22 protein-coding genes are annotated in these 25,065 nt (G+C 69.5%); 15 read left to right on the top strand and 7 right to left on the bottom strand.

What is annotated here, in order from left to right; translation table 11 throughout:
• Positions 1-8 precede the first annotated feature (8 nt).
• A complete protein-coding gene (locus QWJ39_RS06970; RefSeq protein WP_290257008.1) occupies positions 9-842 on the bottom strand; it encodes an alpha/beta hydrolase in 834 nt (277 codons plus the stop codon).
• A gap of 9 nt (positions 843-851) precedes the next feature.
• Positions 852-1,475, bottom strand: coding sequence for a thymidine kinase (locus QWJ39_RS06965; RefSeq protein ID WP_290257006.1), 624 nt, complete (start codon positions 1,473-1,475; stop codon positions 852-854).
• 89 nt (positions 1,476-1,564) lie between these two features.
• On the opposite strand from QWJ39_RS06965, the gene lysS reads away from it, so the two are divergent.
• The 4 genes from lysS (at position 1,565) to QWJ39_RS06945 (ending at position 6,588) form a co-directional block, all read left to right on the top strand.
• Positions 1,565-3,094, top strand: a complete 1,530-nt coding sequence (gene lysS / locus QWJ39_RS06960; RefSeq protein ID WP_290257005.1) for a lysine--tRNA ligase — start codon at positions 1,565-1,567, stop codon at positions 3,092-3,094.
• 2 nt (positions 3,095-3,096) lie between these two features.
• Complete coding sequence (locus QWJ39_RS06955) at positions 3,097-3,291, top strand: hypothetical protein (RefSeq protein WP_290257004.1); 195 nt, start codon at positions 3,097-3,099, stop codon at positions 3,289-3,291.
• Positions 3,292-3,420: 129 nt separating this feature from the next.
• Complete coding sequence (locus QWJ39_RS06950; RefSeq protein ID WP_290257003.1) at positions 3,421-3,747, top strand: Lsr2 family protein; 327 nt, start codon at positions 3,421-3,423, stop codon at positions 3,745-3,747.
• Between the two features lie 348 nt (positions 3,748-4,095).
• Complete coding sequence (locus QWJ39_RS06945) at positions 4,096-6,588, top strand: ATP-dependent Clp protease ATP-binding subunit (protein WP_290257002.1); 2,493 nt, start codon at positions 4,096-4,098, stop codon at positions 6,586-6,588.
• Positions 6,589-6,715: 127 nt separating this feature from the next.
• On the opposite strand, the gene QWJ39_RS06940 is transcribed toward QWJ39_RS06945, so the two are convergent.
• Positions 6,716-7,162, bottom strand: a complete 447-nt coding sequence (locus tag QWJ39_RS06940; RefSeq protein WP_290257001.1) for a Rieske (2Fe-2S) protein — start codon at positions 7,160-7,162, stop codon at positions 6,716-6,718.
• Between the two features lie 124 nt (positions 7,163-7,286).
• Here QWJ39_RS06940 and QWJ39_RS06935 point away from each other — a divergent pair, with 124 nt between their 5' ends.
• The 5 genes from QWJ39_RS06935 (at position 7,287) to dhaM (ending at position 12,681) form a co-directional block, all read left to right on the top strand.
• A complete protein-coding gene (locus QWJ39_RS06935; RefSeq protein WP_290257000.1) occupies positions 7,287-9,407 on the top strand; it encodes an alpha/beta fold hydrolase in 2,121 nt (706 codons plus the stop codon).
• 58 nt (positions 9,408-9,465) lie between these two features.
• Positions 9,466-9,975 (top strand): amino-acid N-acetyltransferase, encoded by a 510-nt coding sequence (locus tag QWJ39_RS06930; RefSeq protein ID WP_290256999.1) that lies wholly within the window; start codon positions 9,466-9,468, stop codon positions 9,973-9,975.
• A gap of 392 nt (positions 9,976-10,367) precedes the next feature.
• Positions 10,368-11,369 carry a dihydroxyacetone kinase subunit DhaK gene (gene dhaK, locus QWJ39_RS06925; RefSeq protein WP_290256998.1) on the top strand — a complete coding sequence of 334 codons (1,002 nt, stop codon included), beginning with the start codon at positions 10,368-10,370 and terminating at the stop codon, positions 11,367-11,369.
• A gap of 2 nt (positions 11,370-11,371) precedes the next feature.
• Positions 11,372-12,013 (top strand): dihydroxyacetone kinase subunit DhaL, encoded by a 642-nt coding sequence (gene dhaL, locus QWJ39_RS06920; protein ID WP_290256997.1) that lies wholly within the window; start codon positions 11,372-11,374, stop codon positions 12,011-12,013.
• A complete protein-coding gene (gene dhaM, locus QWJ39_RS06915) occupies positions 12,010-12,681 on the top strand; it encodes a dihydroxyacetone kinase phosphoryl donor subunit DhaM (RefSeq protein ID WP_290256996.1) in 672 nt (223 codons plus the stop codon). The genes dhaL and dhaM overlap by 4 nt, the downstream gene beginning before the upstream one ends.
• Positions 12,682-12,705: 24 nt before the next feature.
• Here the strand turns inward: dhaM and QWJ39_RS06910 are convergent, their stop codons facing one another.
• Positions 12,706-13,728, bottom strand: coding sequence for an A/G-specific adenine glycosylase (locus QWJ39_RS06910; protein ID WP_290256995.1), 1,023 nt, complete (start codon positions 13,726-13,728; stop codon positions 12,706-12,708).
• A 96-nt stretch (positions 13,729-13,824) separates the two neighbouring features.
• Here QWJ39_RS06910 and QWJ39_RS06905 point away from each other — a divergent pair, with 96 nt between their 5' ends.
• Complete coding sequence (locus QWJ39_RS06905) at positions 13,825-14,505, top strand: hypothetical protein (RefSeq protein WP_290256994.1); 681 nt, start codon at positions 13,825-13,827, stop codon at positions 14,503-14,505.
• A gap of 65 nt (positions 14,506-14,570) precedes the next feature.
• Here QWJ39_RS06905 and disA read toward each other — a convergent pair whose 3' ends face one another.
• Positions 14,571-15,647 (bottom strand): DNA integrity scanning diadenylate cyclase DisA, encoded by a 1,077-nt coding sequence (gene disA / locus QWJ39_RS06900; RefSeq protein ID WP_290256993.1) that lies wholly within the window; start codon positions 15,645-15,647, stop codon positions 14,571-14,573.
• Positions 15,648-15,975: 328 nt separating this feature from the next.
• Here disA and QWJ39_RS06895 point away from each other — a divergent pair, with 328 nt between their 5' ends.
• Both QWJ39_RS06895 and QWJ39_RS06890 read left to right on the top strand, forming a co-directional pair.
• Positions 15,976-17,589 carry a peptide chain release factor 3 gene (locus tag QWJ39_RS06895; protein WP_290256992.1) on the top strand — a complete coding sequence of 538 codons (1,614 nt, stop codon included), beginning with the start codon at positions 15,976-15,978 and terminating at the stop codon, positions 17,587-17,589.
• Positions 17,590-17,775: 186 nt separating this feature from the next.
• The gene (locus QWJ39_RS06890) at positions 17,776-19,143 is read left to right on the top strand and encodes a GAF domain-containing serine/threonine-protein kinase (protein WP_290256991.1); all 1,368 of its coding nucleotides are present in this window, start codon (positions 17,776-17,778) and stop codon (positions 19,141-19,143) included.
• 86 nt (positions 19,144-19,229) lie between these two features.
• On the opposite strand, the gene QWJ39_RS06885 is transcribed toward QWJ39_RS06890, so the two are convergent.
• Positions 19,230-20,432, bottom strand: coding sequence for a helix-turn-helix domain-containing protein (locus tag QWJ39_RS06885; protein WP_290256990.1), 1,203 nt, complete (start codon positions 20,430-20,432; stop codon positions 19,230-19,232).
• Between the two features lie 97 nt (positions 20,433-20,529).
• Here QWJ39_RS06885 and QWJ39_RS06880 point away from each other — a divergent pair, with 97 nt between their 5' ends.
• Together QWJ39_RS06880 and QWJ39_RS06875 are read left to right on the top strand one after the other, a co-directional pair.
• Positions 20,530-21,597, top strand: coding sequence for a ferredoxin reductase (locus QWJ39_RS06880; protein WP_290256989.1), 1,068 nt, complete (start codon positions 20,530-20,532; stop codon positions 21,595-21,597).
• A gap of 13 nt (positions 21,598-21,610) precedes the next feature.
• Positions 21,611-22,795 (top strand): acyl-CoA desaturase, encoded by a 1,185-nt coding sequence (locus QWJ39_RS06875; RefSeq protein WP_290256988.1) that lies wholly within the window; start codon positions 21,611-21,613, stop codon positions 22,793-22,795.
• A 77-nt stretch (positions 22,796-22,872) separates the two neighbouring features.
• On the opposite strand, the gene QWJ39_RS06870 is transcribed toward QWJ39_RS06875, so the two are convergent.
• Positions 22,873-24,930 carry a copper-translocating P-type ATPase gene (locus tag QWJ39_RS06870; protein WP_290257299.1) on the bottom strand — a complete coding sequence of 686 codons (2,058 nt, stop codon included), beginning with the start codon at positions 24,928-24,930 and terminating at the stop codon, positions 22,873-22,875.
• Between QWJ39_RS06870 and QWJ39_RS06865 the strand changes: the two genes are divergently transcribed.
• Positions 24,841-25,050 carry a hypothetical protein gene (locus QWJ39_RS06865; RefSeq protein WP_290257325.1) on the top strand — a complete coding sequence of 70 codons (210 nt, stop codon included), beginning with the start codon at positions 24,841-24,843 and terminating at the stop codon, positions 25,048-25,050. The genes QWJ39_RS06870 and QWJ39_RS06865 overlap by 90 nt on opposite strands.
• The last annotated feature ends 15 nt before the right edge of the window (positions 25,051-25,065 follow it).

Here is a 25,065-nt window from a genome sequence, read left to right as displayed (position 1 = left end):
GAGCGGCGTCAGCCGGCGAAGAAGGCGCTCAGCTCGGTGATGAGCTTCTCCGGGGCCTTGTTCACGCCGTCGTGGCCCATGCCCGGCAGGATTGTGTAGCTCGAACCGGACAGCACGTCGTGGATCTGGGCGCAGGCCACGCCGAAGTACGCCGGGCTCTTCTCGCCCACCACGATCAGTGTCTCCAGCGGCAGTGCCAGGAACGGTTCGGCGGGCATGTCGGCGGCGATGATCGCCTTGATCTCGCGGACGCCGGTCTTCATCAGCTCCCGCAGTTGCTTGCCCACGGGGGTCCCGGCGGTCAGCTTATTGGCCAGGGTCAGCATGGACAGCGGCATCCGGGAAACGGCGCTGCCGGTTTCCAGCCCGCGGACCAGCACGGCCAGGGCCCGGTCGTCGTCGCCGGCGGCGGTGAGGCGCTCATACTCGGGGATCCAGTCGGCGGTGACGCTGTGGTTGACCGAGACGGCAGGGTCGTAGACCGCCAGCCGCTCCACCGGCAGGGTGCGGGCGGCGTGCAGGGCGACGGCGCCGCCGAAGCTGTGACCGAACACGTCCGTGCTGTTGGTGTGCTTCATCACGGCGTCGAGGTCGTGGATGTCCACGTCCAGCGTGTAGTCTTCCGGCTGCGGGGAGGAGCCGCCACGGCCGCGGCGGTTAAAGGTGTGGACCGGCCGGCCGAGGGAGGCGCTGAGCTTCTGCGCAAACTTGGTGTAGTCGGCGGCGGTCACCATCGAGGCGGACACGACGACGACGCCGGAGCCGGCCGCGGACAGTTCCGCCCCCGTGCTGAACAACTCGAGGGTTCCGCCGTCGGGGGTGTGGATGTTCTCGCGCGTCATGGCTTGAGCCTAGCCCAGCCGGCCGCCGGATACCTCGAGATAGCAGGAGCCGCAGAGGGATTCGTACCAGGCGTCCTGGCCGTCGATGGCGACCTGTTCGCCGTCGAACACCACCCGGTCGCCGATCCGGCGGGTGTTGAAGATCGCCTTGCGGCCGCAGCGGCAGATCGTCTTCAGCTCCTCCAGGGTGTGCGCGATCTCCAGCAGACGGAGCGACCCCGGGAAGGCGCGCGTACGGAAGTCCGTGCGGATGCCGTAGGCCAGCACCGGGACGTTGTCCAGGACGGCGATCCGGAACAGGTCATCCACCTGCTCCGGCGTCAGGAACTGCGCCTCATCCACCAGCAGGCAGGCCACCGGCGGGGTGTCCACGTGCTGCAGCAGCGCGTCCGGATCATCCCCGTGCGCCAGGGCGGAGAACAGTTCCCGCGCGGATGCGCCCGCCGGGATCAGGAAATCGACGTCGCGGGTCATGCCCAGGCGGGAGACGACGGCGGTGTCGCCCTTGGTGTCGATGTCCGGCTTGGCCAGCAGCACCCGCTGGCCGCGTTCCTCGTAGTTGAAGGCCGCCTGCAGCAGGCCCGTGGACTTGCCGGAGTTCATCGCGCCGTAGCGGAAGTAGAGCTTGGCCAAGGGGGTCCTTTCAGGAGCGGTCGCCCCCGATTCTAGTGCCACCGCCCCCGATCCCGGGCGCTCAGGAATCCCCGGTAAACTTAGGGATTGTGACTTCCCAAAACACCCCTGCCCCGAACACGCCCGAGCACTCCGAGGCCAGCGAACAGACCCTGGTCCGGATGGAAAAGCGCGCGAAGCTGATCGAGCGCGGGATCGAGGCCTACCCCGTGGGCGTCGAGCGGACCCACTCGCTGACGGATATCCGGGAGAAGTACGCCCACCTCGTCGCCGACGAGACCACCGGCGACGTCGTCGGTGTCACCGGCCGCATCGTCTTCATCCGCAACACCGGCAAGCTCTGCTTCGCCACCCTGCAGGAGGGCGGCCTCGACGGCAAGGCGGTCCGCCTCCAGGTCATGCTCAGCCTGGCCAACGTCGGTGAGGAGGCGCTCGCCGACTGGAAGTCCCTCGTGGACCTCGGCGATCACGTCTTCATCAAGGGTGAGGTCATCTCCTCCCGCCGCGGCGAGCTCTCCGTCATGGCCGAGTCCTGGTCCATGGCGTCCAAGGCCCTGCGCCCGCTGCCCGTGCTGCACGCTGAACTGAACGAGGAAACCCGCGTCCGCCAGCGCTACGTGGACCTGATCGTCCGCGACGAGGCCCGCGAGATGGTCTACACCCGCGCCGCAATCACCCGCTCCATCCGCGAGACCCTGCACCGCCAGGGCTACGTGGAGGTGGAGACCCCCATGCTGCAGCTAGTCCACGGCGGCGCCACCGCCCGCCCGTTCGAGACGCACATGAACGCGTTCGACCAGAAGATGACCCTGCGCATCGCCACCGAGCTCTACCTCAAGCGCACGGTCGTCGGCGGCATCGACCGGGTCTACGACATGGGCCGCGTCTTCCGGAACGAGGGCGTCGACTCCACGCACAGCCCCGAATTCACCACCCTGGAGAGCTACGAGGCCTGGGCCGACCAGTTCGTCATGGCGGACCGGATCAAGGAGATCATCCTCGACGCCGCGGACGCCGCTGGCGTGGGCCGGGTGCTGCAGACCGAGGCCGGCGAGATCAACCTCGACGGCGACTGGGCCTGGATGGCCGTCTACCCGGGCCTCTCCGACTTCGTCGGCCAGGAGATCACCCCGGACACCCCCGCCGCCGAGCTGCTGGCCCTCGCGGAAAAGCACGAGGTCAAGGTGGACGCCGCCTGGGACGCGGAGAAGCTCGTCGTCGAACTTTTCGGCGAACTGGTCGAGCCCACCCTGCTGAACCCGACCTTCGTGTACGACTACCCGCCGTCCGCGCAGCCGCTGGCCCGCCAGCACCGTGAGGACGGCCGCCTGATCGAGGCCTGGGACCTGATCATCGGCGGCATGGAGCGCGGCACCGCGTTCTCCGAGCTGATCGACCCCGTCATCCAGCGCGAACGCCTCACCGAACAGTCGCTGCGCTCCGCCGCCGGCGACGTCGAGGCCATGCAGCTGGACGAGGACTTCCTCCGCGCCCTCGAATACGGCGCCCCGCCGATGGGCGGCATCGGCCTCGGCATCGACCGGCTGGTGATGCTGTTCACCGGTGCGGGCATCCGCGAGACCATCCTGTTCCCGCTGCTCAAGCCCGAAGGCAACTGATCATGGATTACATTGCCGTGCTGCTGCCCTCCGTGGTGGTGGGCCTCATTTTCTGGTTCGTAATGAAGGCAATATTCAACGCCGATAAATCCGAACGCCAGGCCGAGGCCCGCGCCCAGGCGGAAGCCGACGCAGCAGTAAACGCCCCGGCCGCGAATTCCGCGCCGGATCAGGGGCATTCCCCGGAACAGCCCTAGAAAGTCATTAGCCGACGCTGTTTTCCCACAGCGTAGTTTTCGCTTTGACTCGGTGCCATAAAGCGATGGATACTTTTTACAGTTACATCCTGCTTTTCTAAATGCTCCTCCTTCGAAAAGAGAGTCTTTATGGCACAGAAAGTTGAAATCATCCTCGTGGATGATCTGGATGGGGGATCCGCGGACGAAACCGTCCGGTTTGGGCTGGACGGCGTCAGTTACGAAATTGACCTGTCGGCCAACAATGCTTCAGAACTGCGCTCGTCGCTCGAACGTTATGTGGGCCAGGCCCGCAAAACGTCCGCCGGCCGGCCCACCCGCACGAAGGCCGCCAGCGGCCGAAATCAGGATTCGGCCCAGATTCGCCAGTGGGCCCGTGACAATGGCTACGCGGTCAACAGCCGCGGCCGAATCCAGGCCGAAATTCAGGAAGCCTACCAAAAGGCCAATTCCTAAGATTGGCGCCGTTTCCGGCCCCTAGGGCCGGAACGAATTGCCTACAGCGAAGCCCCCGCCATCCGGTGGGGGCTTCGCTGCGTCCGGGGTCCGTACGTTCCTCCCCGGTTACCGTCCGGAGGCTGGCCCGGCGTGCCGACGCCGAAGCCCGGCCGGGCAGTGTTTGGGCCGTTTCCGGGGACCACCCGGCCTGGCGCGGCGGAGGTAACCGGGTAGGAGCGCATACACGGGCCGTGCACGCCGCCCGGGTCCCCGCAACCGCCCCGGTTTCCCCTGTGGCGAACAAGCCACAAATTACGAAGACCGCCACGTAGCATCAAAGTACGTCGTAGCTAGGAGTGTGGCGAAATGTTTGAGCGATTTACGGACCGTGCCCGTCGCGTAGTTGTGCTTGCCCAAGAAGAGGCACGCATGCTGAACCACAATTACATCGGTACCGAACACATCCTCTTGGGTCTGATCCATGAGGGTGAAGGTGTTGCCGCCAAAGCCCTCGAGTCCTTGAGCATTTCGCTCGACGGCGTCCGCGAGCAGGTGCAGGAGATCATCGGACAGGGCCAGCAGGCGCCGTCCGGTCACATCCCCTTCACGCCGCGGGCCAAGAAGGTGCTGGAACTCTCCCTGCGCGAGGCCCTGCAGCTCGGCCACAACTACATCGGCACCGAGCACATCCTGCTTGGCCTCATCCGCGAGGGTGAAGGCGTTGCCGCCCAGGTGCTGGTCAAGCTCGGAGCAGACCTCAACCGGGTCCGCCAGCAGGTCATCCAGCTGCTCTCCGGCTACCAGGGCAAGGAATCCGCCGGAGCCGGTGTCGGCGCCGGCCAGGCCGAGGGTACCCCCGCCGGCTCGGTCGTCCTCGACCAGTTCGGCCGGAACCTGACCCAGGCCGCCCGGGAGAACAAGCTTGACCCCGTGATCGGCCGCGAGCAGGAAATGGAACGCGTCATGCAGGTCCTTTCCCGCCGCACCAAGAACAACCCCGTCCTGATCGGTGAACCCGGTGTCGGTAAGACCGCCGTCGTCGAGGGCCTGGCCCAGGCGATCGTCCGCGGCGACGTCCCGGAAACCATCAAGGACAAGCAGCTCTACACCCTGGACCTCGGTTCCCTAGTGGCAGGCTCCCGCTACCGCGGTGACTTCGAAGAGCGCCTGAAGAAGGTCCTCAAGGAGATCCGCACCCGCGGCGACATCATCCTGTTCATCGACGAGATCCACACCCTGGTGGGTGCGGGCGCGGCCGAGGGCGCCATCGATGCGGCCTCGATCCTGAAGCCCATGCTGGCCCGCGGCGAGCTGCAGACCATCGGCGCCACCACGCTGGACGAGTACCGCAAGCACATCGAGAAGGACGCCGCCCTGGAGCGCCGCTTCCAGCCGATCCAGGTCAAGGAGCCCTCCGTCGCGGACGCGATCGAGATCCTCAAGGGCCTGCGTGACCGCTACGAGGCGCACCACCGCGTGACCATCACCGACGGCGCCCTCGCCTCGGCCGCGAGCCTGTCCGAGCGCTACATCTCGGACCGCTTCCTGCCGGACAAGGCCATCGACCTGATCGATGAAGCCGGCGCCCGGCTGCGCATCCGCCGGATGACCGCTCCGCCGGAGCTGAAGCTGATGGACGAGAAGATTGCGGCCATGAAGCTGGAGAAGGAATCGGCGATCGACGCCCAGGACTTCGAAGGAGCCGCCTCGCTGCGCGACAAGGAGCAGAAGCTCATTGCCGAACGCGCCGAGAAGGAACGCCAGTGGAAGACCGGCGGCATGGACGACATCTCCGAGGTGGATGAGGACATCATCGCCGAGGTGCTCGCGAACTCCACCGGCATCCCGGTCTTCAAGCTGACCGAGGAAGAGTCCTCGCGCCTGCTGAAGATGGAAGAGGAACTGCACAAGCGCGTCGTCGGCCAGGACGAGGCCATCAAGGCCCTGTCCCAGGCGATCCGCCGCACCCGTGCCGGCCTCAAGGACCCGAAGCGTCCCGGCGGCTCGTTCATCTTCGCCGGCCCCACCGGCGTCGGCAAGACCGAGCTGGCCAAGGCCCTCGCGGAGTTCCTGTTCGGCGAGGAAGACGCGCTGATCACCCTGGACATGTCCGAGTACTCCGAGAAGCACACCGTTTCGCGGCTCTTCGGTGCCCCTCCGGGCTACGTGGGCTACGAGGAAGGCGGCCAGCTGACCGAGAAGGTCCGGCGTCGTCCGTTCTCCGTGGTGCTCTTCGACGAGGTGGAGAAGGCCCACGCGGACCTGTTCAACTCGCTGCTGCAGATCCTGGAAGACGGCCGCCTGACCGACTCCCAGGGCCGCGTGGTGGACTTCAAGAACACCGTGATCATCATGACCACCAACCTCGGTACCCGGGACATCTCCAAGAGCGTCGCCACCGGCTTCCAGTCCGGCACGGACACGCAGACCGGCTACAACCGGATGCGCGCCCGGGTCACGGAGGAGCTCAAGCAGCACTTCCGCCCCGAGTTCCTGAACCGTGTTGACGACGTCGTGGTCTTCCCGCAGCTGACCCAGGACGAGATCATCGAGATCGTCGACCTGTTCGTCACCCGCCTGGAGCGCCGCCTCAAGGACAAGGACATGGGCATCGAGCTCACGCCCGCGGCCAAGGTGCTCCTGGCCACCCGCGGCTACGACCCCGCGATGGGTGCCCGGCCGCTGCGCCGCACCATCCAGCGCGAGATCGAGGACCAGCTCTCCGAGAAGATCCTCTTCGGTGAGTTGCACTCCGGCGACATCGTGGTGGTCGACGTCGAGGGCGAGGGCGACGACGCGAAGTTCACCTTCGCCGGCAACGCCAAGCCGAGCATCCCGGAGATCGCGCCGACCCACTAGGGCAGGTTCGCTGCTCCGCACGGCACCAGACGCAACGGCCCCGGCCGCTTCCCTCGCGGGAGCGGCCGGGGCCGTCGTCGTTAAGCCTTAAAGCGTTGAGGCCCGCGCCCAGGGCCGCGACGGGTCATCAGGCGGTGACGGTGATCCATTCGCCGTCGATCGCGGCCTTCAGCTTGGCCAGCGGCGCGCGGGCCGGGCCCTGGATGACGCTGCCGTCGCTGCCCTTGAAGGAGGAGCCGTGGCAGGGGCATTCGAAGTCGCCGCCGGCCGGGGCCACCGGGCAGCCCGCGTGGGTGCAGGCCGCGTCGTAGGCCAGGACGGTCTTCTCGTCCGGGCGGAAGATCACCACGGCCTTGCCGTTGACCTTGCCGGTGGCGGTCCCGCCCACCTTGACCCCGCTGACCTTCCCCACCTGCACGGGGGTGCCCGCGGGGACGGAAGACGCCGCGGCGTCGCTGGTGGCGGCCGCGTCGGAGTCCGGCCCGGAGCAGGCGGAGAGCGTCAGGGCGGTGCCGCCGGCCGCTCCGGCGCCAAGCAGCAGGGAACGTCGGGGGAGCATCTGTTCAGGATTCATGGCCCCATTCTGCCAACCGGCGCTGGGAATTGGCTGCGGGCCTACATACCGGAATCTTGAAAGCATTGTTTCACTCTTAGTGAACCCGGTGTGATCGGGGGCACATCGGGTGTTGAATCGGACCATGCCTTCAACCGAAACGCCTTCGACCGGCGGGTTCCCACAGACACCCTTCCACGACCTGGACCACTACCTGGCCATCCCGCGCCTCAGCGGCCTCGCCATGAGCCCGGACGGCCGGCGCCTGGTCACCGCCGTCGCCACCCTGAACGACAAGGGCACCGACTACCGCACCGCGCTCTGGGAGATCGACCCGGCCGGGACGCGCCCGGCCCGTCGGCTGACCCGCAGCGCCAAGGGCGAGGCCGGAGCCGCGTTCGCCGCCGACGGCACCCTCTACTTCACCTCCGAGCGACCCGACCCGGAGAACCCCGACGCCGACGCCGTTAAGGCCCTCTGGGCGCTGCCGGCCGACGGCGGAGAAGCGCGCCTGGCTCTCTCCCGCGCCGGCGGGGTCAGCGGCGTGCTGGCCGCCCGGGACGCCGACGCCGTGTTCGTCACCGCCCCGGTGCTGGCCGGTTCCATGGACGAAACCGATGACGAGGAGCGCCGGAAGGCCCGCAAGGACAAGAAGGTAGCCGCCATCCTGCACACCGGCTATCCGGTGCGGTACTGGGATGCCGACCTCGGTCCCGGCCAGCCGCGGATCTTCGCCGTCGAACCCGGCACGGAACCGGAGAACGGCACCCCGGGAACGGTCGACGCCGCCACCCCCGCCACCCTGCGCAACCTCACCCCGGAGGCGGGCAGCGGGCTCCGGGAGGCCGATATGTCGGTCAGCCCGGACGGGAAGACCATCTACAGCAGCTTCACCCGGCCGCTGGCCAACGCCGACTCCCGGATCGTCCTGGTGGCCGTGGACGTCGCCACCGGCACCACCCGCGTCCTGCTGGATGAGCCGGGCATGAGCTACTTCCCCGGCCCCGTCAGCCCGGACGGGAGCACCCTGGCCGTGCTCAGCGAAACCGACACCACCCCGGAACAAGCGCCGCAGGTCCGGCTGCACCTGCTGGACCTCACCGGACCCGACGCGAGGCTCAGCCCGCTGGCGGAAGGCTGGGACCGTTGGCCGCGCCCGGCCGCCTGGTTGCCGGACGGATCGGCCCTGCTGGTCACCGCGGACGAGGACGGGGCCACCCCGGTGTTCCGGGTGGACGTGGCGGACTCCGGCACCGGCGCCCCGTCCGCTTCACCGCGCCGGCTGACCGACGACGCCGCGGCCTACACCGACGTCGTCGTCTCACCGGACGGGCAGCATGCCTACGCGCTCCGCAGCTCCTACGAATTCCCCGCCGAGGCGGTCCGGATCGACCTCGCCTCAGGCGACGTCACCCGGCTGCCCGCCCCCGCCGGGCGCCCTGCGCACCCGGGCCGGCTGGAGCGGGTGGAAACCACCGCCGCGGATGGCCGGCGGGTCCCCGCCTACCTGGCCCTGCCCGACGACGCCTCGGCGGAGAGCCCTGCTCCGCTGTTGCTCTGGATCCACGGCGGCCCGCTGGGCTCCTGGAACGCCTGGACCTGGCGCTGGAACCCGTGGCTGCTGGTGGCCCGGGGCTATGCCGTCCTGCTCCCGGACCCGGCCCTGTCCACCGGCTACGGCCAGGACCACATCCAGAGCGGCTGGGGCGAGTGGGGCAAGGCCCCCTTCACGGACCTGATGGCCATCACCGACGCGGTCGTGGACCGGCCGGACATCGACCAGACCCGCACCGCGGCGATGGGCGGCTCCTTTGGCGGCTACATGGCCAACTGGGTGGCGGGCCAGACGGACCGGTTCAAGGCGATCGTCACCCACGCCAGCCTCTGGGCACTGGACCAGTTCGGCCCCACCACCGACGCGGCCCAGTACTGGCTGAAGGAAATGACCGAGGAGATGGCCGCGGCTAACTCCCCGCACCTGTTCGTGGAGAACATCCGCACCCCCATGCTGGTGATCCACGGCGACAAGGACTATCGGGTGCCGATCGGCGAGGGCCTGCGGCTCTGGTACGAGCTGCTCGCCAAGTCCCAGCTCGCCGCGGACGGGGATGGCCGCACCGACCACCGGTTCCTCTACTTCCCGGACGAAAACCACTGGATCCTGCAGCCGCAGCACGCCAAGGTCTGGTACGGCGTCGTCGAGCACTTCCTCGCCCGGCATCTGCTGGAGGAGGACATCGCGGTGCCCGCGGAGCTGGGCGTCTAGCCCGGCGGGGAGGCGGGAGAAGCACGGGGGCGGCGGGGCGGAGCCGTAGGATGGGGCTGTGACTGAGCCCATCCGGATCCGCCCTGCCCGCACCCATGACGTCGCCGCGATCAAGACCCTCGTGGCGCCCCTGGCGGACCAGCGGATCCTGATGGCGAAGGAGACGGTCGCCTACTACGAGAGCCTGCAGGAGTTCCGGATCGCCGAATCGCCCGACGGCGAGGTCATCGGCTGCGGCGCGCTGCACGTGATGTGGGAGGATCTGGCCGAGGTCCGTACCCTGGCCACCTCCGACGCGTGGCGCGGCAAGGGCGTGGGCCACCAGCTGGTGGAGCACCTGCTGGACGACGCCCGCGCGCTGGGCGTCTCCCGGGTCTTCTGCCTCACCTTCGAGGTGGAGTTCTTCAAGCGCCACGGTTTCGCCGTCATGGCGGACCAGACGGCGGTGGACCCGGTGGTCTACTCCGAGCTGCTGCGCTCCCACGACGAGGGCGTCGCCGAGTTCCTGGACCTTGCCCGGGTCAAGCCCAACACCCTCGGTAACACCCGGATGATCCGCGCCCTGTAAGGGCCGCCCGGCCTCTTCCGCCACCTCCACTCGGTGGATAAACTGATGCCGGCCCGGCGGGGAAGGGCCGCCGTCGTCCGGAGGCAGACTGTGCAACACCGCGTGATCTTTCCTGACTTTTCCGCGTTCCAGATGTCCGTGGACGCCCCTCCGCTGCCGCCGTGCGACGCTCCGGCCTACGACGGCGGAGTAACGGACGGTGCCGGTGGTGGCGGTGAAGCCGGCGGCGGCTTGCGCCCCGGCCGGCGGCTGCCCCCGCAGGAGGGACTGGGACCGGACGCGTGGCCGGAATTCCCCTCCGCAGTCCCGCCCGGCCCCGGAGCCTACCGCGGGCCGGACGCCGGTAGTAGGGTTCAACCAAAGCAGCCAGGACACCATCCAGGAGCGCAGCCATGAAGAAACTCATCAACGATCCCAAGGCCGTGGTCGACGAATCAGTGGAGGGCTTCGGGCTCGCCCACGCGGACCTCGTCACCGTCCACCCCGACCCGAAATACATCGTCCGCAAGGACGCCCCGATGGCCGGGAAAGTGGGCCTCGTCTCCGGCGGCGGCAGCGGCCACGAACCCCTGCACGGCGGCTACGTCGGGAAGGGCATGCTGGACGCCGCGGTCCCCGGCGCCGTCTTCACCTCGCCCACGCCGGATCAGATCCTGCCTGCCACCCTCGCCTCCAACTCCGGGGCCGGCGTCGTCCACATCGTGAAGAACTACACCGGCGACGTGCTGAACTTCGAGACCGCCGCCGAACTCGCCCAGGCCGAGGGGGTTGAGGTCCGCACCGTGCTGGTCAACGACGACGTCGCCGTGCAGGACTCGCTCTACACCGCCGGGCGGCGGGGCGTGGGCGGCACCGTCCTAGTCGAGAAGATCGCCGGCGCCGCGGCCGAACGCGGCGATGACCTGGATGCCGTCGCCGCGATAGGGGACAGGGTCAACCAGAACGTGCGCAGCATGGGCGTGGCGCTGACCGCCTGCACGGTCCCGCACGCGGGTGTCCCCAGCTTCGAGCTGGAGGACAACGAGATCGAGATCGGCATTGGCATTCACGGCGAACCCGGCCGGCAGAAGATTCCCATGGAGCCCGCGGACGGCATCACCGACCGCCTCCTGGACCCGGTGGTCAGCGACCTGGGCCTGGCGTCCGGGGACAAGGTCCTCCTGTTCGTCAACGGCATGGGCGGCACCCCGCAAAGCGAGCTCTACATCGTCTACCGCCGCGCGGTGCACCGGCTCGAGGAGCAGGGCGTGAGCGTGGAGCGCTCGCTGGTGGGCAACTACATCACCTCCCTCGAGATGCAGGGCTGCTCCATCACCGTTCTGAAGCTCGACGACGAGATGACAGCCCTCTGGGACGCACCCGTGCACACCGCGGCCCTGCGCTGGGGCGCCTGACCGTGGGGCTGGACGTCGGCTGGGCCGTCCGCTGGCTGACCTTGTCGGCCGAGGCCATGGCCGAGCACCGGGTGGAACTGATCGAACTGGACCGGCCCATCGGGGACTCTGACCACGGCGAGAACATGGACCGCGGCTTCAAAGCCGTTATGGACAAGCTCGCCGAGGCGCCCCCGGAAACCGCCGGAGCCGCGCTGAAGCTGACCGCCATGACGCTGATGTCCAAGGTGGGCGGAGCCGCGGGACCGCTGTACGGCACCGCTTTCCTGCGTGCAGCAACCGCCCTCGGCGACGCCGCGGACATCGACGCCGGCACGCTCGCCACGGCGCTGACGGCAGCCCGGGACGGGATCGTGGCCCGCGGCAAGGCCGAATCGGGGGACAAGACCATGGTGGATGCCTGGACCCCTGCCGTCGACGCGGGCTCGGCGGCTGCCGGGGCCGACGGCGGAAGCCCGGGCCGGGTGCTGGCCGCGGCGGCTGACGCCGCGGAGGCCGGGGCCGTTTCCACCGACCCGATGCAGGCGCGGAAGGGCCGCGCCAGCTATCTGGGGGAGCGCAGCATCGGCCACCGCGACCCGGGGGCCGTGTCCACCGCCCTGATCCTGCGCGCCGCCGCCGAGGCTGCGGAGGGCGCCGCATGACGGTGCGGTTGGTGGTGGTCTCACACAGCGCGAAAATCGCCGAGGGCGCCGTCGAACTCGCCGCCCAGATGGCGCCGGACGTGCCCATCATCGCGGCGGGCGGCACCGACGACGGGCGGATCGGTACCAGCCTGGAGAAGGTCATGGCCGCGCTGGAGCAGGCCGACGGCGGCGAGGGCGTGGTGGTCCTCACGGACCTGGGCTCCGCCGTGATGACTGCCGAATCTGCCGTGGAGTTTGCCACGGACCCCGGTTCCATCCACCTGGCCGATGCTCCGCTGATCGAGGGCCTGGTGGCGGCCGCGGTGTCCGCGCAGACCGGAGCCGACGCGGAGACCGTGAAGGAGGCGGCCGAGGCCGTCTACCGGCCGCCGGAGCACCACCACGCCCATGCGGAGAGCGCCGCGGCTCCGGACGCGCAGGGGGACTTCGAACTGGTGAACAAGGCCGGCATGCACGCCCGGCCGGCCGCCAAGATCGCCGGGAGCCTCGCTGGAATGGACGCCACGGTCACCATCAACGGCGTCGACGGGGAGTCCATGACGGAGCTGATGATGCTGGGTGCCGGGCAGGGCACCGTGCTGCACATCGAGGCCAGCGGTCCGGACGCGGTCAAGGCCGTCGACTACCTGGGCGGACTCATCAGCGACGGGTTTGGTGAGCCCTAGGCTTCACCTAGTTCGTCTTGGCGCTCAGGCCGGCAGCTGCAGCCCTGCCGGATGCTGTTCTGCCAGGCCGTCGGCCAGCAGCCCGGCCACGGCACGCTCCAGCTGTTCCGGCGGGGCATTCAGCCGGTGCAGGGCGGCCAGCGGGATACCGATCCCAACAGGCATGAACCCCAGGTCGGCGGGCGCGCGGTCCAGCAGCTCCCGGGGCACCGGCGCCTCGGCAACACGCAGCACCGCGACCACAGCCCCGCGGACCTGGCGGTCCGTGCCGTGCCAGGCCTGGCCCTTGGGGGTGTAAGTGGGCGCGGGTTCCCCGGCGGCCAGCCAGGCGCACGCACCCCGGACCGGGCACTGCCCGCACTTGGGTGAGCGGGCGGTGCAGACCAGGGCGCCGAGTTCCATCACGGCGGCATTCCAGCGCACCGATTCCGACCCGCCCTCGGGCAGCAGCTCCGCCGCGAGGCGCATCTCCGCGGCGGTGAGGGCCGGGGCGGGCAGCGCGGCGCCGCCGATCAGCCGGGCGTGCACCCGGCGGATGTTGGTATCCACCACCGTTTCACGGCGGCCGAAGGCGAAGGCGGCGACGGCAGCCGCGGTGTAGGTTCCGACGCCGGGCAGCGCCAGCAGCTCCGGGTAGGTGCCGGGCACGTCGCCGTCGTGGTCATTGACGATCGCCGCCGCGGCAGCGTGCAGCCGCAGGGCGCGCCGCGGATAGCCCAACCGGCCCCAGGCGCGGACGGCCTCGCCGGGGGCTTCCTTGGCCAGGTCGGCCGGTTCGGGCCAGCGCCGCAGCCACTCCTCCCACACCGGAAGCACCCGCACTACCGGGGTCTGCTGCAGCATGATCTCGCTGACCAGGACGCCCCAGGGGGTGCGGTCCGCCTCGCGCCACGGCAGGTCCCGGGCCGTGTCCGCGAACCAGGAGTCCAGGGCAGCGTGGAGCTCCGCCAGCCGGCCGGCGGGCGGAGCGGCGGGGGCGCCCACTGCCTGCGCGGCGGGTGAGCCGGGCGCGGTGGGGGCGGCCGTTGTTTCGGGGGAGGGGGTCATTGTTTTGATCGGACCAGCTTAATGGAGACGCGCACCATAGCCGGACCAGCGGCGTGGTGGTGCGTGATCGGAGGCGCGGTTCTCTAGCCTAGAAGAATGGTCAGGCAAGGCAACGCTCGCGGTACGGCCCGGAAACCGGGTAAAGCCGTCTACCGCCGTCGACGCCTCCTTGCCGGCGCCGTCCTGCTCCTGGTCCTGGCGCTCGCCGTGGCCGGTGTCGTGGCCGTCTCCAATGCCCTTTCCGGCGGCTCTTCCGACGACGCAGGGCAGGCAGGCAGCGCCAACGTTAGCGGCGCCACCGCGTCTGCCGCCGCGTCCGGGACGGCCTCCGCCGGCGCCTCAGCGTCCGCTAGCCCGACTGCCTCCGCGACGCCCAGCCCGACGTCGGCCTGTGACGACAAGCTGATCACCGTCACCGCCGCCACGGACAAGGCCGTCTACGGTCCTGGCGAGAACCCGCTGCTGACGCTCAAGGTCACGAACGGCAACCAGGTCCCCTGTGAGGTCAATATCGGCACCTCGCAGATGGAGTACGTCGTCACCAGCGGCGCGGACCGGATCTTCTCCTCGGCGGACTGCCAGGCCGAGAGCGGCGACCTGGTGAAGTCGATCGGACCCGGCCAGAGCGAGACGGCCAACTTCCCGTGGGCCCGGAACCGGTCCGTCGACGGGTGCAAGGCAGTCGCGGCGCAGCCCGGCGGCGGCGGCGCGTACTACGTCTTCACGGCGCGGCTGGGAAACAAGACCAGCCCCAAGGCCGTTTTCCAGCTCGGCTAAGCCGGCCGGTCCTCAAGGAGAAAACCGGCGGAGCCGGTTGAGGGAGCCGGTTTAGCGCAGCCGGTTTAGAGGAACCGGTCCAGCAGGCTGGCCTCCGCCATCCGGCTCAGGCCCTCGCGGACGGTCCGGGCGCGCTGGTCGCCGATCCCGTCCACGGTCATCAGGTCATCGATGGTGGCGGCCATCAGGAACTGCAGGCCGCCGAAGTGGTCCACCAGCCGGTCTGCCACGGCCTTCGGCACCGCCTTCAGGCCGGACAGCAGCCGGTAGCCGCGCGGCTGGACGACGGCGTCGAGGTTGGCCTCCCCGCCGGCGAACCCCACGATCCCGGCGATCTTGCCCAGGTCGATCAGCTCCGTCGAATCCAGGCTGACCAGGGCCTTGACGGCCTTGTCGATGTCCTCGACGGAGGCGTGCGGGCCCGAGTAGTCCCGGATGATCACGTCGCTGCCCGGGCCGCGGCCTACGGTGAGCTCGTCCAGCTGGAGCGACAGCAGACGGCCGTCCTCGCCGAGTTCCAGCACGTACTGGGAGATTTCCTCGGAGATCCGGCGCACCATCTCCTGGCGCTGCAGGGTGACGGCGACATCGCGGACCGTCACCATCGCCTCGATTTCCAGGGCGGACAGGGAGCTGGTGACCTGGTCCAGCCGCGACCGGTACCGCTCGAGGGTGGCGAGGGCCTGGTTGGCGCGGGCCAGGACCTTCTCGGAGCCCTCCAGCACGTGCCGCAGGCCGTTGACGTACAGGGCGATGATCTGCATCGACTGGCTCACGGAGATGACCGGCACGCCGGTCTGGATGGCGACGCGCTCGGCGGTCCGGTGCCGGGTGCCGGTCTCCTGGGTCTCGATGCTGGAATCGGGCACCAGCTGCACGCCGGCGCGCAGGATGTTGCTGGCGTCCTTGTCACAGACGATCGCGCCGTCCATTTTCGCCAGTTCCCGCAACCGGGTGGGGGAGAAGTCGATGCCGATCTCGAACCCGCCGGAGCAGATGGATTCGATGGTCCGGTCCATGCCCAGCACGATCAGCGCGCCGGTGCGGCCGCGCAGGATCCGTTCGAGCCCGTCCCGAAGGGCGGTGCCGGGGGCCACCCTGGCCAGCGTCGCCTTGAGTGCGTCTTCGGGGCTCCGAGCCATGGGTGTTTCCCTTCAAAGGTGCAGGCCGCTGCCTGCTGTGCGCCGGATCCGCGGATTTCACGCGGCGGCCGGTCAGAACAAAAATGCCCGGTCGCCCGGTAGCACCATCATAGGGGTACGGTGCCCCGTTTTCCGCACGGACAAGCCCCAAAGTGGTCCATGGGAGCACTCCGGCGGGGCCCGGAAAGTGCTCTTCCCGCGGACACCGGCGGACCGCATTTTGGGCTCCGCCGGGGCTGTCCCGCCGCCTGCGATAAACTGGAGTCCTGGGTGTATCGCGGGCTCTCCGCGCAGTGAACCCGCCCCAAGCCGCAGCGAAAGTAGCACCGTGTCCCAAGATGTCCACAGCCCCGCCCGAGTCCAGGAGATTCACAAGCAGGCGGGCCGGCGCCGGACCTTCGCAGTCATTTCCCACCCCGACGCCGGTAAGTCCACGCTGACCGAGGCGCTGGCGCTGCACGCGAAGGTGATCGGCACCGCCGGTGCGTCCAGCGGCAAGGCCAACCGCAAGGAAACGGTCTCCGACTGGATGCAGATGGAAAAGGACCGCGGCATCTCCATCAGCTCCGCGGCGCTCCAGTTCGCCTACCGGGACACCGTCATCAACCTGCTGGACACCCCCGGCCACGCCGACTTCTCCGAGGACACCTACCGCGTGCTCGCGGCCGTTGACTGCGCCGTCATGCTGGTGGACGCGGCCAAGGGCCTGGAAACCCAGACCATGAAGCTGTTCGAGGTCTGCAAGCAGCGGAACCTGCCCATCATCACCGTGATCAACAAGTGGGACCGCCCCGGCCTGGACGCGCTGGCGCTGATGGATGAGATCACCGAGCGCACCGGTCTGCAGCCCATGCCGCTTACGTGGGCCGTGGGCATCTCCGGCGACTTCCGCGGCGTCTGGGACCTGCGCAACGACCGCTTCGCCCGGTTCCAGCGCAACAACGCCGGCGCCAACATCGCCCTGACCGACTACTTCACCCCGGAAGAGGCCGCCGAGAGCCAGGGCGATGACTGGTCCAACGCGGTGGACGAGGCCGGGTTGGTCATCGAGTCCAACCTCGCGTTCGACGTCGAGGCCTTCCACGCCGGCAAGGCCACGCCCATCCTCTTCAGCTCCGCGGCGCTCAACTTCGGCGTCAAGGAGATCCTGGATGCGCTGGTGGACTTCGCCCCGCCCGCCGCACCCCGCCCCGACGTCGACGGCGACCCGCGGCCGGTGGACGCCCCGTTCGCCGGCTTCGTCTTCAAGGTCCAGGCCGGCATGAACAAGGCCCACCGCGACCACGTCGCCTTCATCCGGGTCTGCTCCGGCGTCTTCGAACGCGGCATGGTGGTCACCCAGGGCCGAACTGGGAAGTCCTTCGCCACCAAGTACGCCCAGCAGGTCTTCGGCCGCGAACGCGAGGTGATCGACGAGGCCTTCCCCGGCGACGTCGTGGGTCTGGTCAACGCCTCCGCGCTGCGGGTGGGTGACAGCCTGTTCCTGGAGCAGCCGGTGGAATTCCCCGCGATCCCGCTGTTCGCGCCGGAACACTTCCAGGTGGCCCGCTCCAAGGACCCCAGCCGCTTCAAGCAGTTCCGCCGCGGCATCGAACAGCTCGAGCACGAGGGCGTCATCCAGGTGCTCCGCTCGGACATCCGCGGCGACCAGGCACCCGTGCTAGCCGCAGTCGGCCCCATGCAGTTCGAGGTGGTCGAGGACCGGATGGCCCACGACTTCAGCGCCCCGATGCGGCTGGAGCGGCTGCCTTACTCGCTGGCCCGGATTACGACGGCGGACGCCATGCCCGCGCTGGCCAACGTCACCGGCGCGGAGGTGCTGCTGCGCTCCGACGGCGAGTACCTGGCCCTCTTCAACGATGTGTGGGCGCTGCGGCGGATCGAGAAGAACCTGCCGGACCTGACGCTGGTCCCGATCGGCACCCACAACCCCGCGAAGTAGCCACCGCATCACCTGGCCCGGACGCCCGGGGACCGCGGCGAAATAAACGCCGCGGCCCCTATCATTCCGGCGATTCCGCGTTATCATAAGTAACCTTGCTAATTTGCGGGCGCCGGCCCCAGGCCAGCTCACAGCACCGATCCGCCGAGGTTCAGCGGACCCCGAACGAGGGAACACCTAAAGGCGTTGACCATCACCATCGAATCCGGAGCCCTGTTTGGCGGGCGCTACCGGATTGAGTCCCTGATCGGCAGGGGAAGCCAGTCCACCGTGTATCGGTGCTACGACCAGCAGTTGCGCCGTGAGGTTGCCGTGAAACTCTTCCGCGCCGACCCGGACGGCCCCGGTGCCGTTCGGCTGCAGCGGCAGGAAGCCCGCATCCTCGCCGGGATGAGCCATCATGCCCTGGTGATGCTGCTGGACGCCGGTTCGGACCGCGACGACGACGGCCAGGAGCTCAGCTACCTGGTGATGGAGTACGTCCCGGGCCAGGACCTGAGGCACCGAACCGTCCGCGGCCCGCTCTCCGCCGCGCATATGGCACACATCGGCTACGACCTGGCCGAGGGCCTGTCCTACATCCACCACCACGGCGTGGTGCACCGGGACGTCAAGCCCGGGAACGTCCTGTTGGTGGACTACAGCAATGAGGACCGCAGGCCCCGGGCCAAGCTCACCGACTTCGGCGTCGCCTGCTTCGCGGACGCCCCGGAGGACGACCAAGAGGACGGCGGCACCTCCGGTACCCCCGCCTACCTCAGTCCCGAGCAGGCCGCCGGCGGTCCGGCCGGTCCCGCCAGCGACGTCTATTCCCTCGGGCTGGTGCTGTTGGAGGGCCTCACCGGGAACATGGCCTACCCCGGGGCGCCGATCCAGTCCGCCGTCGCTCGGCTCCTCCATGACCCGAAGATCCCCGACGAGTTGGCGCCCAAGTGGGCGGAGCTGCTCGCCTCCATGCTCTCCCGCGACCCGGCCGGCCGGCCGGCCGCCAGGGAGGTGGCCCTGGCCCTCCGGCAGGAGATCATCAGCTCATCCGGCCGCCGACGCCGCGGCGGCTCGGTACCCGACGAGGCCGGGCGGATGCGGGCCGTTGAGCGCTACGGCATCCTGGATACGCCAGCGGACGGCTCCTTCGACCGCATCGCGGCGTTGGCGGCCCGGATGTTCTCGGTGCCGGTGGCGATCGTCAGCATCGTGGACCACGACCGGATCTGGTTCAAGGCCCACCATGGCACCGACGTGAGCGAGATCGGCCGTGACCCCGGGCTCTGTGCCTCGGCCATCCTGCAGGAGGGGCCCTGGATTATCAACGACGCCGCCAATGACCCGCGGACGCTGGCCAACCCCTTGGTGGCGGGCGAGTTTGGCCTGCAGTTCTACGCCGGGATTCCGCTGCGGACCCCCGACGGCTACAACCTGGGCACCTTCTGCATCCTGGACCGGGAGCCCAGGGAGTTCGGCGCGGAGGACACCCGCACGCTCGAGGACCTGGCCGCCCTGGTAATGAACGACCTCGAGCTAAGGCTCCGCGGCAGGGAGCTGGCCGCGGGCTGAGCCGGCCCGGCCACGGGACGGCGCCGCAAGCGCCTGCCGATCCAGCGCCTGCCTACCAGCGCCTCCGTGACCGCGCACCTGCCGTCCTAGCGCCTGCCGGCGTTCAGGGCCAGCTCCAGCTCGAAGCGCGCCACCGGGTCCTCCAGCGCGTCGCCGAACAGCTCCCGCAGCTGCGCCGCGCGGTACCCCACGGTCTGCGGATGGATCCCGAGCTCCTCGGCCACCGGGCCCCGCTGGCCCCAATGCCGGAGCCAGGACAGCAGCGTCTCGGCCAGCCGTTCGCGCTGCGCTGGCCGGAGCCCCTCCAGCGGTGCCAGCCGCCGGCTGGCCAACTCGGCGATGGCCGACGGCTCGGCGCCCAGCACCACGGCGGCCAGGTGCTCGTCCGCCCAGATGGGCGGATCCTCGGGGCCGTCACGGTGCGGCAGGACGGACGCCGCCAGCACGGCCAGGCGCAGCGAATCCGGCACCTTTTCCCAGCCCCCGGCCGGCCCCACCGCGGCGCCGCGGCCCCGCAGCGCGTTGTCCACGTCCCGCCGCGCGGCCGCGGAACGGGGTGCGGGAACCAGGACGACGGCGTCGGTCTCCCGCTCGATCACCAGGGTCCCGGGGCCCAGCCTCAGCCGCAGGCCCGCTGCCCGGTCCAGCGGCAGCGTCACCACGCACATCCGCCTCGGCAGCGCCCAGTCGGCCATTGCTGCCGTCTGGCGAAGGGCTGCCTCGTCGGCCTGGCCCAGCAGCAGCAGGTCCAGCAACTCAGTCCGGCGGCGGTCCACCGCGCCCGCCCGCTCCGACTGTTCAAACGCGTAGGCCTCGGCGCTGACGGCGGAGAGCTCGTCGATGTAGGCCAGGATCGATTCGCCCAGGTCAACCACCACGTTCTGGCCCAGGTGCTGCTCCATCGAGACCTTGGACATCTCCCGGAATGTCACCCGCGCGCCCATCCGGTAGGCGCTCAGCAGCGCGTCCATGCTCCTGCCCTGACGGAATTCGCCGCTGCCAAGCCCTGCCACCAGTTCCCGGCTTTCCTCAGAGAGGGCCGGAAGCGCCGTGCCGGGCAGCTGCAGGAAACGGTCTAGGGCCGCGGCCACCCCGCGCCTCAGCCCCCGGCCGAAGCGGCCCTCGATGGGACGGGCGTAGGCCGGCACCAGCTGCGGCACCGCGTCGATGATGGCCTCCACGATGCCCGGCATCCGGGGCCGGAGCACGTCGCTGACCTCCGTTGGCAGGGCCAGCCAGGGCGGGTCATAGGCGGGGTAGCCGGTGCCGGAGGTGGGTGCCGCATCCATGGTGGACTCCAAAAACTGTTGTGGCGAGATAGTTTCTACATCTCGATCGTATGCCTTGGGTGAAGAATTATGACTCCCGCCGACATACACTTGATGAATGATCCGGCTCCGTAAGCTGGCGCGCGCCGCATCTCTGCTGACCACCCCGCTAGCCCCAGAAGACATTCTGTCGCTATTCAACCCCGTGTTTTCCGCCCGCCAACTGCGCGGCGTGGTCACCCGGGTGGTCCCGGAAACGGCCGACTCCGCCACCATCTTTTTCCATCCCGGCCGCGGCTGGCAGGCGCACCGCGCCGGCCAGTGGGCCCGCATCGGCGTCGAACTCAACGGCGTCCGCCACTGGCGCTCCTACTCGCTCAGCGCACCCGCCGGCGAGGATCCCGCCATCACCGTCACGGACATGGGCGCCGTCTCCGGCGCCTTGGTCCGCAACACCAAGCCCGGTGACGTGCTGTTCCTGGCCCCGCCGCAGGGCCACTTCGTCCTGCCCGAGCACCCGCGGCCCCTGCTGATGCTCACCGCCGGCAGCGGCATCACCCCGGTGATGTCCATGATCCGCACGCTGGTCCCGCACCGGCCCGACGCCGACGTCGTCCTCATCCACACCGCCCGGACCCGGGAGGACTCCATCTTCCTGGAGGAGCTCGCCGAGCTCGCCGACCAGTTCCCCAACTTCACGGTGACCCACTGGTTCACCGGCGAACGCGGCCGGGCCGACTTCAGCTCGGGTGCCGAGCTGGACCGGCTGTGCCCGGACTGGCGGGACCGGGCCGCCTACGCCTGCGGCCCGGAGGGATTCCTGGACGACGCCGAATCGCTCTGGGCGATCGAATCCGGCACCGAGGAGCGCGGAACCGACCTCACGATTGAACGGTTCAGTACCAACCTGGGCGGCGGCGAGGGGCACGACGGCGGCCTGGTCACCTTCGAGGCCTCCGACCGCGAGGTCGAGGCCGACGGCGCCACGCCGCTGCTGGACGTCGGCGAGGACGCCGGCGTGCTGATGCCCAGCGGCTGCCGCATGGGCATCTGCCACAGCTGCCTGACCCCGCTCCGGGCCGGCCAGGTCCGTGACCTTCGCAGCGGCGAGGTGCACGGCGAGCCCGGCCAACTTATCCAGACGTGTGTCTCGGCAGCCGCCGGGCCCGTGAACCTCGACCTCTGAGGAGAGCCACCCTATGACCACGCTTGCAGAAAAGCCCACCCTCGACGGCGAAGCAGCCGCTCCGGCGTCTGCCGTCGCCAAACCGCGCAAGGGCGCCCTGGCCGAAACCGGCAGCCCGCTGGTCCGGCCGCCTGCCGCCGCCCACCTCTCCGACGAACAGGTCGCGGAACTCGGCCGCGAACTGGACGCCATTCGGGACGCGGTGCTGGCCAAGCGCGGCGCCGAGGACGCGGCGTACATCCGCCGGATGATCAAGATCCAGCGCGGGCTGGAGGTCTCCGGCCGTGCGGCGCTGCTGGTGAGCAAGAACAAGGCGGCCTGGGCCACCGGCACCACCCTGCTGAGCCTCGCCAAGATCCTCGAGAACATGGAACTGGGCCACAACATCCTGCACGGCCAGTGGGACTGGATGCGCGATCCGGACATCCACTCCACCACCTGGGAGTGGGACTTCGTCACGCCGTCCCGGTCCTGGCAGCACACCCACAACGACCTCCACCACCGCTGGACCAACGTGGTCGGCAAGGACAACGACATCGGATACAACCTGCTTCGGATGGATCCGCAGCAGGAATGGAAGCCCTTCAACCTGGGCAACCCGGTCTACAACGCCCTGCTGGCCCCGGTCTTCGAATGGGGCATCGCCGTCTACGACCTGGAGCTCGTGGAATACCGCGAGGGAAAGAAGAGCAAGGAGGCCCTGGTCAAGGACCTGAAGGCCCTCGGCATCAAGGCGGTCAAGCAGTTCACCAAGGACTACGCCGCAACTCCCGCCGTCGCCATGCTCAGCGGCTCCGGCAAGCAGGCCCTCTACGGCACCCTGGCCGCCAATGCCATCCGCAACGTCTGGGCCCACGCGGTCATCTTCTGCGGGCACTTCCCTGACGGCACGGACACCTTCACGGAGGAAATGGTCGACGGTGAGACCCGCGGCGACTGGTACGTGCGCCAGATGATCGGCTCGGCCAACATCTCCGGCTCCCCGTTCATGCACCTGATGACCGGCAACCTCTCGCACCAGATCGAGCACCACCTCTTCCCGGACCTGCCGTCCAACCGGTACGCCGAGGTTGCGCCCAAGGTCAGGGACATCTGCCGCCGGTACAACTTGCCCTACAACACCGGCCCCATGTGGAAGCAGGTCGGCTCCACCTGGGCCAAGATCTTTAAGCTCGCCCTGCCGCCGAAGAAGGCCTAGCAGCTCCGTAGTTCCTGTTTGACCCGAAAAGGGGCGTCCGCCAGTCCAGCGGATGCCCCTTTTCGTGTCTGTTCGGCCTAGCGGACCTGGGCCGGGTTGAGGGTCAGGCGCCGCAGCCACTGGGCGTTCAGGGCCACCACCACCGTCGAGGCGGACATCAGGATGGCGCCGGCGGCGGGGGAGAGGACGAACCCGGCGAAGGCGAGGACTCCGGCGGCGAGGGGCACGGCGAGGACGTTGTAGCCGGTGGCCCAGATGAGGTTCTGCCACATCTTCCGGTAGCTCGCCCGGGACAGGTCCACCATCGACAGCACCGCCCGCGGATCGTTGCCGGCCAGCACCACCCCGGCGGATTCCACCGCCACGTCCGTGCCGCCGCCGATCGCGATGCCCACCTCGGCCCGGGCCAGGGCGGGGGAGTCGTTCACGCCGTCGCCCACCATGGCCACCTTCAATCCCCGGGCCTGAAGTTCGGCAACCTTCTTGTCCTTGTCCGCCGGCAGGACCTCGGCGAAGACCTCATCGATGCCGAGTTCTTCCGCCACGGCATCCGCCACCTGCCGGGCATCGCCGGTGATCATTGCCACCCTAAAGCCGCGGCGCTGCAGGGCCTCGACCGCCTGCCGGGATTCCTCCCGCACGGCGTCCTCGAGGCCGACTGCGCCCAGCACCCGGTCGCCCTCCACCAGGTGCAGGACGGCCGCGCCGCGGCGGACCCACCCGGAGGTGGCTGCCGCCAGGTCCGCGGGCTCCGCCAGGCCCAGTTCCTTCAGCAGCGCCGGTCCGCCGACGTGGAGCCGGCGGCCGCCGACGTCGGCCCGGACGCCGCGGCCGGTCAGGGAGGTGAAGTCCCTGGCCGCCGGAACATCGAGCCCGCGTCCGCGGGCGGCGGTGACGATTGCACGGGCCACCGGGTGCTCGCTGTCGGCCTCCACCGCGGCCGCCAACGCCAGGACCTCGTCCCGGTCCGAACCCTCCGCAGCGGCCACATCCCGGACTTCCGGGGCGCCCTTGGTGAGCGTTCCGGTCTTGTCGAAGAGGACCACGTCGACGGTGCGCATCCGCTCCAGGGCCATCCGGTTCTTGATCAGGACGCCGGCACGCGCGGCCCGCTCGGTGGAGATGGCGATCACCAGCGGGATGGCCAGGCCCAGGGCGTGCGGGCAGGCGATGACCAGGACGGTGACGGTGCGTTCGACGGCGTCGGCCAGGCTGCCCAGCAGCGTCCAGGCGATGAAGGTCACGACGCCGGCGCCCGCGGCGAAGTAGAACAGGAACGCCGCCGCCCGGTCCGCGAGGGCCTGGGCCTTCGAGGAGGAGGACTGTGCCTCTGCCACCAGGCGCTGGATCCCGGCCAGCGCGGTGTCCTCGCCGGTGGCTGAGACCCTTACCCGGACGCTGTTGTCCGTCGCGATGGTCCCGGCCACGACGGCGTCGCCGGGGGAGCGCAGGACGGTGCGGGACTCGCCGGTGATCATCGATTCGTCGAACTCGGCCTGGCCTTCCGTCACCTCGCCGTCGGCGGGCATCCGGCCGCCGGGGCGGACCAGGATCGTGTCCCCTTCGGCCAGGTCGGAGACCTTCACCGTCTCGGCGCCGGCGTCCGTGACCCGTTCCGCCTCGTCGGGCAGCAGGGCGGCCAGGGCATCGAGGGCCCCCTGCGCCGAGCCCAGGGCGCGCATTTCGATCCAGTGCCCCAGCAGCATGATGACCACCAGGAGCGCCAGCTCCCACCAGAAGTCGAGGTCGAAGCCGCCGAGGTCCAGGCTGGTCGCCCAGGACGCGAGGAAGGCGACCGTGATGGCCATAGCGATCAGGAGCATCATGCCGGGCTTGCGGGACTTCAGCTCGCTGACGCCGCCCTTGAGGAACGGCTGGCCGCCGTACAGGAAGACCACCGTGCCCAGTACCGGCGGAATCCAGGCGGAGCCGGGAAACTGCGGGGGTTCGTAGCCCAGCAGGTGGCCGAACATCGGGCTGAACAGGACTACGGGGACGGACAGGACCAGGGTCAACCAGAACCTTTTCCGGAACATCGCCACGCTGTGCCCGGCATGCTGGCCGTGCTGGTGGACGGCATGGTCGTCATCCTGGGGCGGGTGCTGGCCGTGATGGGCGGCGTCCCCGGCCCGCATCCCGGCATGGCCGTGTGCGCCGTGGCCTCGGGCACTGTCGTGCTGGTCCGGGTGGGGGTGCTGGCTCCGGAGCTGGTCCGTGTGGCCGCCGTGCTGGTGTTCCATGGTGCTGCCTCCTGAAAACTCATCGGCATC

Origin of the sequence: Arthrobacter sp. YD4 (assembly GCF_030410515.1) — a bacterium.
Lineage (GTDB): Bacteria > Actinomycetota > Actinomycetes > Actinomycetales > Micrococcaceae > Arthrobacter.
This window is presented reverse-complemented; position numbering and strand designations above follow the sequence as displayed.